Genomic DNA, 10,528 nt, shown 5'->3' on the forward strand with positions numbered 1-10,528 from the left:
CCAGCCGCGAATGCTTGAGGCGCTCAGCGAGTACTCTGCCGTCTTCGACCACGATCGTCGGCCCGCCATCGAGCACACGGAAAAACCAGCGTGAGCGCTGTTTGACCAATGAGAAACCAATGTCAATGGCGTCAACGTGACAATGACCAAAACGGCGTTGGTCAACGAAAAATCATCGCCCAGCAACACCTGCTGAGCGGCCTCGCGGATCACCATCAATAACACTAGGTCGAAGGTAGTGAGTTGCGCCGGGGAGCGCCTGCCGACGATCTGAACAGAATCATCAACATCAGGTAAATGGTGTGGGACGGTCAAGAGCCCACGCCATATCGAGTTCTATCGTGTGGCAAACGACGACGTGATCGAAGTCGTCCGACTCCTGCATGACGCCCTAGAAGTGCAACTGCACCTGACCAACGACTGAACACCGACCTGGCTCAAGGGGTTAACTGGCCATGAACAGCGAAAGTCAGCCCCTCTACATCTGAACCTGAGCGCCTAGCTGTCAGTCGACGGAGCAGTCAATTGAAGCGGGAGGTTCTGGGTCCGACCGGATGTTTGAGGCCCGCAACCAGAAACAAAATGCTCAACTTGCATACCACTTTCAATGCTGAGCAACCGCTTTTTTTTAGGCATTTTTCATGACCAGGAGCCTAGCGATCAGCACCCTGGCCACATCATACAGAACGGGAGCATCCCAAGACCAATTTCAGGAAAGGTACTAAGCGAAATACGAGGCTGCTTGATCGCCTACACTCATGCACTTCAACGCAGTGTGGAAAAGCCAGAGTTGGCGCGAAGCCTTTCCTCACTCAATCAGTTCATCGAGATGAAAGAGCGAGCCGGCCGGGAGCGCGCGACATTGGGGGTGGTGTTCAACCAGAACCGTGTAGATTCAGAACTGCTCTCAACCTTCAGCCGAAACCTCGGCGAATTTTCAGCTTATGCTGAGGGCTTTCGCGGCAGTGCCGATGAGGCCTACGTCCGTCAACTGGACGATAAGATGGCGGCAGCCGACGCTATGGAAGTGGCTAGGCTTCAGCGACTGATTTTGGAAACGCCTATGGGCCACTCGCTCGACGTCCCAGCCGAGTCTTGGTTTAAGCTATCGACAGCCAGAATAGACCAGATGAGTGACGTCGAAAATGCGCTCAGCCTGCACATATGCAAGTTGGCCAATCAGGCGCACGACCACGCATATTTCGTGTTATGGGTTGTCCTAGGCTCGGTAGGCGGTGCAGTGGCGGCAGTGACCCTGCTGTCGTACTGCATCATCCGTAACATTAGGGCAGCAGTAGGCGAAGTCAATAACGTGCTGATCGCTCTTTCCGAAAGAGAACTCACCAGCCGCGCCACTTATGAGGGGCGGGATGAGTTCGGCACAATTGCCAACAACCTAAATCGCACGGCCACCGAGCTCAGTCAAATTATTCAAGAAATTGGAACCGCGACCGCGCAAGTGGCCACTGCAGCAGAAGAGTCTTCGGCTGTCACATTTCAGACCAGCCAGAGCCTTGAACGCCAACGCCAGGGAACGGAACTGGTGGTCACGGCCATCAATGAGATGAGCGCTACGGTTCGTGATGTTGCGCAGAGCACCGGCGATGCGGCAGCCCTGTCACAACAGGTGAGCCAAAGCACCGAAAAAGGCAGAAAAGAAATCGAGGCGACCGTCCGTGTCATCCAAGACCTGTCCGAGCAAGCGGATCAAACCGCCGCCATCGTTGTCGAGCTGAAAAATGAAAGTGATTCGATTTCCACTGTGCTAGACGTTATCCGTGGCATCGCCGAACAGACTAACCTGCTGACTCTGAACGCAGCCATCGAAGCTGCGCGGGCCGGCGACCATGGACGTGGTTTCGCGGTGGTCGCGACTGAAGTGCGTACGCTTGCTCAAAGAACCCAAGAGTCCACTGGAAACATCCAAGACATGATCACCAAACTGCAGGCTGGCTCGGATCGCGCCACCAGTTCGAAGCAGGAAACCTTGAGCAAGACGCGCACCGGTGCCTCCAATATCGAGCGCGCGGGGGAACTACTGGCGGAGATTGCCGTGGGCGTTTCGAGCATCAGCGACCGCAACATGCAGATCGCCACCGCTGCCGAGGAGCAAAGTGCCGTTGCGGAAGATATCAACCGAAATGTGATGGAAATCAACGATGTCGCTATTCAGGTCAGCGCCGGAGCTGATCAAACAGCAGCGACTAGCCCGGAGCTAGCCAGGTTGGCAGAACACCAACAAGTCATGGTGAGTCGTTTCAAAATGACTTGATATTCTTATGTACCCAGCTCGTTGGTGAATACTGATCTTTACTATTTTCTAACTCAAGCGCAGCGATAGGACGTCGCTGCGGAACCGGGAGCAAGCTCCCTCTCCCTAGAAAATAAATAGTAGATGAAGAACAGGACTTGCCGCTGTTGGACTCATATGGGACATAGCCGCTCGTCATAAAAACTGGACAAATAGGCCAGTTTGATTTTTCTGTCCTAGTATAAATTCAGGTTCGGCTGGAGAAGCCCCAATGTCGTTGGCTGAAGAACGCAAACCTGATCGCCGCAAGGAAACCCGGCTGTTCCTCTTCCTTGTCGTGTTCCTCTTTCCGCTGCTGTCGGTCGCCATCGTCGGCGGCTACGGTTTCCTCGTCTGGTTTTTCCAGATGCTGTATGGCCCTCCTGGCCCACCCCTCTGACCGGTGGCTTTTTCTTGAGGCTATTGGAGCCCGTTCATGGACGAAACCTTGCATATCGCCAGTCTTGTCGTACTTGCCCGACCGGAGATGTTCGACGCGGTCAAGGCCAACCTGCGCCTGCTCGATGGCCTGGAACTGCATCAGGAAAGTGCCGCCGGAAAACTGGTGGTAGTGCTTGAAGCCGTGCATGAAAGCCAGATCCTGCAACGCATCGACCAGATCAACAACCTGCCCGGCGTACTCAACGCGGCGTTGATCTATCACGAACTCCTCGAGCCCGAAGGAGACATCGAATGAGCATGACCCGCCGTGCATTCGTCAAGACCCAGGCCGCCGCCATTGCAGCCGCCGCTGCGGGCCTGCCGATCGTAACCTCTTCCAGCAACCTGGTAACCGAAGCGGATATGGTCACCCTGGACTGGAACAAGGCGCCCTGCCGGTTCTGTGGCACCGGGTGCAGCGTGATGGTCGCGACCCGGGATAACCGGGTGGTCGCCACCCATGGCGACGTGAAGGCCGAAGTCAATCGTGGGCTCAACTGCGTGAAAGGCTATTTTCTTTCAAAGATCATGTATGGCGTTGATCGCCTGACCCAGCCGCTGTTGCGCATGAAGAACGGTCAGTACGACAAGCAGGGAGAATTCCAGCCGGTCAGTTGGGAGCAAGCCTTCGACATCATGGAGCTGAAGTTCAAGCAAGTCCTGAAAAACAAGGGGCCGGAATCGGTCGGTATGTTCGGCTCCGGACAGTGGACGGTCTGGGAAGGCTACGCCGCCAATAAACTGATGAAGGCCGGCTTTCGCACCAACAACATCGACCCCAACGCCCGCCATTGCATGGCTTCGGCGGTGATGGGGTTCATGCGCACCTTTGGCGCCGATGAACCCATGGGTTGTTATGACGACATCGAAGCCACCGATGCCTTCGTGCTCTGGGGCTCGAACATGGCCGAGATGCACCCGGTGCTCTGGAGCCGGGTCACCGATCGCCGCCTGAGCCAGCCCCATGTGAAAGTGGCGGTGCTGTCCACCTTCGAACATCGCAGTTTCGAGTTGGCCGACATCCCCATGGTGTTCAAGCCGCAAACCGACCTGCTGATTCTTAACTACATCGCCAACCACATCATTGAAAGCGGCGCGGTGAACCAGGATTTCATCAGCAAGCACACTCGCTTTGCCCGGGGTGCCGACGACATCGGCTACGGCCTGCGTCCTGACGACCCACGGGAAACCAGCGCGAAGAATGCCGGCAAGGCCAACACCTGGACGGATATTGACTTCGAGGCGTACGCCGCCTTCGTCAAGCCTTACACGCTGGAGCGAACCGCCAGGGAGACGGGGGTTGCACCTGAGCGACTGAAAAGCCTGGCGCAGTTGTATGCCGACCCCAAGCGTAAGGTCGTGTCGTTCTGGACCATGGGGTTCAACCAGCACACGCGTGGCGTCTGGGCCAACAACCTGATCTACAACATCCACCTGCTTACCGGCAAGATCAGTGAGCCGGGCAATAGCCCGTTCTCGTTGACTGGTCAACCGTCGGCCTGTGGCACGGCACGTGAAGTGGGGACTTTTTCCCACCGACTACCGGCCGACCTGGTGGTCACCAATCCCAAGCATCGCGCCACCGCCGAGAAAATCTGGAAGCTGCCCGCCGGCACCATCCAGGAAAAGCCCGGCTTCCACGCGGTGGAACAGAGCCGCATGCTCAAGGACGGTGTGCTCAACGTGTGCTGGACCCAGGCCAGCAACAACATGCAGGCCGGACCGAACATCATGCAGGAAGTCCTGCCGGGTTGGCGCAACCCGGACAATTTCATGATTGTCTCCGACGTCTACCCCACCGTTTCCGCCCAGGCCGCCGACCTGATTCTGCCCAGCGCCATGTGGGTGGAGAAGGAAGGCGCCTTCGGTAACGCTGAACGACGCACGCAATTCTGGCATCAGTTGGTGACGGCACCGGGAGACGCCCGGTCGGACCTGTGGCAGTTGATGGAATTTTCCAAGCGCTTCACCACCGATGAAACCTGGCCCGCCGAATTGCTCGCCAAGGCACCTGAGCTCAAGGGCAAGACCCTCTTCGAGGTACTGTTCAAAAATGGCCAGGTGGACCAGTTCCCCGTCGAGCAGTTGGAAGCCGGCTACAAAAACGATGAAGCCAAGGCCTTTGGGTTTTACCCGCAGAAGGGGCTATTCGAGGAGTACGCCCAATTCGGTCGCGGCCATGGACATGACCTTGCCGCGTTTGACCGTTACCACAGTGAACGGGGCCTGCGCTGGCCGGTGGTGGATGGCAAGGAAACCCGCTGGCGTTATCGCGAGGGGCTGGACCCCTATGTGGAGAAAGGCAGCGAGGTGCAGTTCTATGGCTATCCGGACAAGAAGGCGATCATTTTCGCCCTCCCCTACGAACCGCCGGCCGAGGCACCGGATGCGGACTACCCGTTCTGGCTGAGCACCGGGCGCGTTCTTGAACACTGGCACACGGGCAGCATGACCCAGCGAGTCGAAGAACTCTACAAAGCCGTGCCGGATGCGCTGGTGTACATGCATCCCGAGGATGCCAAGGCCTTGAAAGCACGGCGCGGCAGTGAAGTGAAGCTGATCAGCCGACGCGGTGAGATCCGTGCGCGCATCGAAACCCGCGGGCGCAACAAGCCGCCTCAAGGATTGGTATTTGTGCCGTTTTTCGACGCCAACAAGCTGATCAACAAGGTCACGCTCGATGCCACCGACCCGATCTCCAAGCAAACCGACTACAAAAAGTGCGCGATACGCATCGAGTTGGTCAGCGTGGCCTGAGGAGAACCCTGATGCTTTTTCGAATGCTGCCCTTGTTTCTGCTTGCCGCGATTGGCGTGGTGATCGCGGCTGAAATCGACTACCCGCTCGACGCGCCAGCTCCGGATGGGCGTCGCCCCGGCGGCACTCTGTCCCAGAACATGCCCGCCCCGCCCATTACCGATGAAGAAAACAAAGACCTCAAACGCGAGCGTAATTACCCGGACCAGCCGCCGACCATTCCCCACACCATCCGTGGCTATCAGGTCGACGCGAACGGCAACAAGTGCCTGTCCTGTCACAGCCGTGCCAACAGCGCACGGACCCAGGCAACGATGATCAGCATCACCCACTACATGGACCGCGATGGCCAAGCGCTGGCGGCCGTCTCACCACGTCGGTACTTCTGCAACCAGTGCCATGTACCGCAGGCGGACGTGAAGCCTTTGGTGGGAAACAATTTCGAGACAATCGACAAACTGCTGCAAGACAACGCCAACGCCACGAAGAAACCTTGAGGAGGCAACATGAAAGCACTGTTCGCCTTGCTCAAGGACTACTGGGGCGTCCTGCGTCGTCCGAGCCTGTATTACAGCCTGGGTTTCCTGACGCTTGGGGGCTTTATCGCCGGTATCGTTTTCTGGGGCGGCTTCAACACTGCCCTGGAGGCGACCAATACCGAGACGTTCTGCGTGTCCTGCCATGAAATGCGTGACAACGTGTTTGTCGAGCTCAAGGACACGATCCACTACACCAACCGCTCCGGCGTACGCGCCAGTTGTCCGGACTGTCACGTGCCACACGAGTGGACCCATAAGATCGCGCGCAAGATGCAGGCCTCCAAGGAGGTCTGGGGCAAGATTTTCGGCACCATCGACACCCGCGACAAATTCCTCGCCCTGCGACGTGAACTGGCCGAGCACGAATGGGCCCGACTCAAGGCCAACGACTCGCGAGAATGCCGCAATTGTCACAACTTCGAATTCATGGACTTCACCCGGCAAAGCAAGCGCGCCTCGAGCATGCACTCGACCTCACTGGCCAATGGCGAGGCAACCTGCATCGATTGCCACAAGGGCATTGCTCATAAGCTGCCTGACATGAGTGGGGTGAAAGGTTGGTAATCAAAGTGGTCGGGAGCCAATAGTCTTTTGTGAGAATGAATCCCCTCCATCGATATCAGTGCAAGGTGCTATTGGCAGCACGGTCACCGCCTCGATTTAAGCGATGGCGACTGAACTGTCCTGAAGGTGTCTGGACGGGGCTGACGCCACAAAGGGAAGCAAAACTAGATCCCGAGCGAAAGCAATCGCTGTTGTCTCCAGCTGTCGGTAGAAGCTGGGCGGCTGTCTCCTTTTCGATATACATCGCCCCAACAGATCCAGCAGCTACGCTTCACTTCTCTACCCCCTTTGTCTAAATTGATTTTAGGAAAAACGGGTTAGGTTCCTCCGAATTCGAATGCACACCAAGCCTTTGTCGCCCAGCCCGACCGATGGGCAACATAGTCGATGGCGCACGCTCTCCGGAGCAACAAGCAAAAGGATTTCGAAACCTACTTCGTCTGATAGGGTCGACGGAAATAGAGGGCGATAACGCCTCAGCCAGCGAAGGGCAAACTTGCGTGTACGGAGTACGGAACGTCCAGCGAACCTTTCGATTAGCCAGTCGGGGCGTTATGTAGTGGCTGGCTAACCTGGACGGCAGAATTCCCCTCTCCGGCCCTCCACTCATCCCGATGCATAGATAGGCTTAAGGGAGCACGCCGTGCCGCCGGTCAGTGCAATGGCGTAGAGGCGTGAGTCTATGGGCACAAAGTTAGCATTCAGATGTGTTGCACGCGATCGCTCTCAAGCCCGGCGACGGTAGACCGACGGTGTTGGCATAACCCGATTCAGCATTGCTTGAACCCCATCGCACGACGGCAACATCTTCGGGTGGTGCCGCGCCCCTCTCCCAAAAGCCGAGGATCTGCAGCACATCAACGCTAAAACGACGCTCAGGAGGTGTTTTGCAGGTTCAAAAGCTTGGCATTGCGCTCAAGGCGCCGCTGATCGCGGGGATCGATACCCTTCGCGACCAGCGCCCTGGCGATATCACGCAGAGCGCGAGCATCGCGTAGCGCTCGCTTATTCAACCGCCCTTTGTTTCCACCCCTTCCGCTGCTACGCTCTTGAGTCCTTGATTGGAGCCAAAACGATGCCCAGCGAATATTCACTTTCTGATGTTCATGAGCGGCTATATCAAAATCAGCTCGCCTTGGAGGCTGCGGTGATGGAACTGACCTTGAAGGTAGAAAACCAAAGTGCAACAGATATTGGCGCCAACGTCCGAGGGGCACTTCACACGATCGGCGAGAACGCCGGACATATCAAACAGGGCTTGGCTAAGCTGAGAGCCCAGGGTCACTGATCAGCGGACCCAACGCGCCGGCGAGCTTGGCGGTTATCCTGCACAGCATAAAGGCTGGACTCGCCGAAGTCTCAGACTTCCCGCGCGTTGCGCGGCGACATCGTTAAGATACGGGGGCTCTCAACCTCTCGCTATGAAAGGTGGCGCACCTTGATAATCCTGCCCGAAGCTACCTTATGCTTGGGCTTGGCCATCCGAATAACCGTGTGCGGACCATCGGCCGTTGTTTCAACGAGCACGCCATTCATGACTTCCATCACACTGAGTCCGGCAGCCAGCGTATTGATATAGGCCACATTAATCGCGCCTTTCGCCATGGCTGGAATTTTCTCTTCCAGCCGGCTCACCAGTTCATCATTTAACATCTGGTTGACGTCCATAACGAGCTCCGCATTTCTAGGCCAGCACGGAACCAGCCATCGTTGTTGCTGCGCTCTGTGGCAGGCACCGCCCCTTCCTTGGGATGCACGCAAGACGTGTTTGGCCGTCGACGCTGCATAAACCTTCTACGGAACCACCGACATCCATAAAAGCCCGACCTCCTCAGCAAGATCTAATGATGGCAATTCCGGCTCTAGAGAGCGAATTTTAGGGGTACTGTTCGGTCATTTTGACTCAGCTTTTTCCCGCGATGATAACGACCCAATCCGCTCTGCCAGATTGAGCACCGTGTCGAACACAGTCGAGTCGCCGGTCAAGCTGCGTGACGCCCCCTGCGGATGGAGTGCGCCGTCAGGAATCCGGTCACCGAAGAGCACCACCGCACGTGCCGAATCATCTTGTCGCGACACCCAAGACAGCCCTTGGGTATCTGGACACTGACGGTGGATCGCCTCTGCCCATTTGCGCGTCGCAGGATATTGATCTTTCTCAGTGTCGATCAGTTGTTTGCGCGTGATGCCCAGTTTCCGCAGAGGCACGCTGGACAGATCAACCAGGTGCAGCGGTTGGCTAACCTGGACGGCAGAATGCACCTGTCCAGTTAGCTTGCTTTTGTCGAAGCTCTTGAAGCCAGCCGTATGGGGAACGTCGTGAAAGACGGTCTCCATCAAGGCGCACTCAACGGTCGTGCCGCCATACAAGGTGGGAATCGCCCGTCCCTGATCATCCTGAATCGGGCTGAAGCGTGCGTTGCCGTGCACACCGGGATTGAATTGATCTGGCTGATACTTATCCTGGTGCACACGGTGAAGCACATCGCCTTTGGCGATCACGGTGAAAGTGACGTGCAACGTAACCACAGGCACCGGGGTAACGGACGCCGCTAAGTCCGTGGGAGGCGTCGCCCTACCCTCACTGGACTCGGTACGCTGCTTAGCCATGGACAATGCCCTGGATTTCATCCTGTGCGGCAGCAATCACCCGATCAGGCGCTGATGCCAACAGGTCCTGGGGCCTTTGGCCGCCCAGAAAACTGTTATCTGAGCGGAACCAGTAAGCCATACCCCAGCCGTCCTTGTGGGCACCAAAAGCCTGAATGACTTTGGCGAGTGCCTTGAGCGGCCGATAGCCCACATCCGGATCCAAGCCGTAACCAGGGAAATAGTCGACCCCACCGTGACTTATGGCAAAGATTTGCCCCTGCTTTTTCCATTTGTTGGGCTGGGCACTCGGGTTGCGGTTACTCAACTGGGCCACCTGCGCGATATCTGCAGAGGTCAACCAGTCACCGCTCTCCAGCACTGCTTTGCGGGCTTGTACCAGCATCGCCGCTTCCTTGAGCAGGCGAGGCGAAGGCGGCTTACGTGTCACAAACACCTCGGCCAGTCGCTCGAGCGACTTAGGGTCCTGACGCTCCTGCAGCACCTCATACATCGAGGAGGCCACGTTGGCGAAGTTTTCCGCCAACGCCTCAAATACACTGAGGTTGACCTGATCGAAAGACACGACCAGCACTCGGTCCGCATGCGAGCGGCTTAAGCTAGCCCGAGCCTCCTTAGGCGTACCGACCAAGGTGGAGACACCCGACTGCTCTGTAACGCTCATGGAAATCTCCTCACTAGTTATCTACGTTATTTAATCGTATCATAGTCTTGATAACCCTAGCTCCAGCCTAAGCTCCATTCATCTGGATGCATAGGTAGGTTTGAGGGGTGCACGCCATGCCGTCGATCAGCACGGTGACTTCTGGGACTAAAAGTCTAAGGATCACGATCTTGGCTTTCAGGTGTGCGGGCGAGCTAAAGACCAGCAACAGACCGAAAGAGTTGGCAACCCAACTCAGCACCGCTTGAATTCCCGGGCGGTCCCGCTCCCCTAAGGACCGAAAACTTGTACCGCATCGACCTAAGAAGGTGTTCTCTCGGCCAACAGTTTGGCATTGCGCTCAAGGCGTCGCGGATCGCGGGGATCGAGACCCATCGCGACCAGCGCCCTGGCGATATCGCGCAGAGCGCGAGCATCGCGTAGACCTATTTCAGGATAAGTACCGAGCGAAATACGAGGCTGTTTGCCCGCCCAAGAAAAACGGAAGTGCCAGCTCTTGGTGCCTTTCGTATTCACGAAAAGCGCAAGGCCATCAAAGTCAGGAAGGGTGTAGTTTTTGGCGCGAGGCCTGGCGTGTCGGACCGCCGTATTGGTAAGGACCATTGTACTAACTCCACTCATATGGATGAAGGAGGGTTGTACCGTTTTCGGAGTGCCAAGCAG

General features: G+C 56.9%; 9 protein-coding genes and 6 pseudogenes. 9 read left to right on the forward strand and 6 right to left on the reverse strand.

What is annotated here, in order from left to right; all coding sequences use genetic code 11:
* Window position 1: 1 nt before the first annotated feature.
* Window positions 2-290 (reverse strand): annotated as a pseudogene (locus tag AB4N80_RS22965) (DUF421 domain-containing protein); the annotation flags it as partial.
* Between the two features lie 14 nt (window positions 291-304).
* On the opposite strand from AB4N80_RS22965, the pseudogene AB4N80_RS22970 reads away from it, so the two are divergent.
* From AB4N80_RS22970 to AB4N80_RS23005, 8 genes and pseudogenes are all read left to right on the forward strand, one after another.
* Window positions 305-424, forward strand: a pseudogene (locus AB4N80_RS22970) (type II toxin-antitoxin system RelE/ParE family toxin); the annotation flags it as partial.
* A gap of 183 nt (window positions 425-607) precedes the next feature.
* Window positions 608-1,363: pseudogene (locus AB4N80_RS22975) on the forward strand (nitrate- and nitrite sensing domain-containing protein); the annotation flags it as partial.
* A gap of 336 nt (window positions 1,364-1,699) precedes the next feature.
* Window positions 1,700-2,272, forward strand: a pseudogene (locus AB4N80_RS22980) (methyl-accepting chemotaxis protein); the annotation flags it as partial.
* Between the two features lie 250 nt (window positions 2,273-2,522).
* Entirely contained in the window at window positions 2,523-2,690 is a 168-nt protein-coding gene (napE, locus tag AB4N80_RS22985) for a periplasmic nitrate reductase, NapE protein (RefSeq protein ID WP_025214373.1), read from the forward strand.
* Window positions 2,691-2,726: 36 nt separating this feature from the next.
* Entirely contained in the window at window positions 2,727-2,987 is a 261-nt protein-coding gene (locus AB4N80_RS22990; RefSeq protein ID WP_025214374.1) for a chaperone NapD, read from the forward strand.
* Entirely contained in the window at window positions 2,984-5,488 is a 2,505-nt protein-coding gene (gene napA, locus AB4N80_RS22995) for a nitrate reductase catalytic subunit NapA (RefSeq protein WP_095962604.1), read from the forward strand. Before AB4N80_RS22990 ends, napA begins: the two co-directional genes overlap by 4 nt.
* A gap of 11 nt (window positions 5,489-5,499) precedes the next feature.
* Complete coding sequence (locus AB4N80_RS23000; protein ID WP_013692862.1) at window positions 5,500-5,985, forward strand: nitrate reductase cytochrome c-type subunit; 486 nt, start codon at window positions 5,500-5,502, stop codon at window positions 5,983-5,985.
* Window positions 5,986-5,994: 9 nt separating this feature from the next.
* Window positions 5,995-6,591: a cytochrome c3 family protein gene (locus AB4N80_RS23005; protein WP_013692861.1), complete on the forward strand. Its 597-nt coding sequence runs from the start codon at window positions 5,995-5,997 to the stop codon at window positions 6,589-6,591.
* A gap of 58 nt (window positions 6,592-6,649) precedes the next feature.
* On the opposite strand, the pseudogene AB4N80_RS23010 reads toward AB4N80_RS23005, so the two are convergent.
* Window positions 6,650-6,820: pseudogene (locus tag AB4N80_RS23010) on the reverse strand (transposase); the annotation flags it as partial.
* A gap of 846 nt (window positions 6,821-7,666) precedes the next feature.
* On the opposite strand from AB4N80_RS23010, the gene AB4N80_RS23015 reads away from it, so the two are divergent.
* Window positions 7,667-7,879 (forward strand): hypothetical protein, encoded by a 213-nt coding sequence (locus AB4N80_RS23015; RefSeq protein ID WP_095962603.1) that lies wholly within the window; start codon window positions 7,667-7,669, stop codon window positions 7,877-7,879.
* A 131-nt stretch (window positions 7,880-8,010) separates the two neighbouring features.
* Here the strand turns inward: AB4N80_RS23015 and AB4N80_RS23020 are convergent, their stop codons facing one another.
* From AB4N80_RS23020 to AB4N80_RS23035, 4 genes and pseudogenes are all read right to left on the reverse strand, one after another.
* Window positions 8,011-8,259 carry a hypothetical protein gene (locus tag AB4N80_RS23020; RefSeq protein ID WP_095962602.1) on the reverse strand — a complete coding sequence of 83 codons (249 nt, stop codon included), beginning with the start codon at window positions 8,257-8,259 and terminating at the stop codon, window positions 8,011-8,013.
* A 225-nt stretch (window positions 8,260-8,484) separates the two neighbouring features.
* A complete protein-coding gene (locus tag AB4N80_RS23025; protein ID WP_460078973.1) occupies window positions 8,485-9,201 on the reverse strand; it encodes an RES family NAD+ phosphorylase in 717 nt (238 codons plus the stop codon).
* Complete coding sequence (locus AB4N80_RS23030; RefSeq protein ID WP_095973912.1) at window positions 9,194-9,865, reverse strand: hypothetical protein; 672 nt, start codon at window positions 9,863-9,865, stop codon at window positions 9,194-9,196. Before AB4N80_RS23030 ends, AB4N80_RS23025 begins: the two co-directional genes overlap by 8 nt.
* A gap of 315 nt (window positions 9,866-10,180) precedes the next feature.
* Window positions 10,181-10,468 (reverse strand): annotated as a pseudogene (locus AB4N80_RS23035) (Arm DNA-binding domain-containing protein); the annotation flags it as partial.
* Between the last annotated feature and the right edge of the window lie 60 nt (window positions 10,469-10,528).

The sequence above is a fragment of the Pseudomonas sp. H3_A02 genome (genome assembly GCF_054671965.1).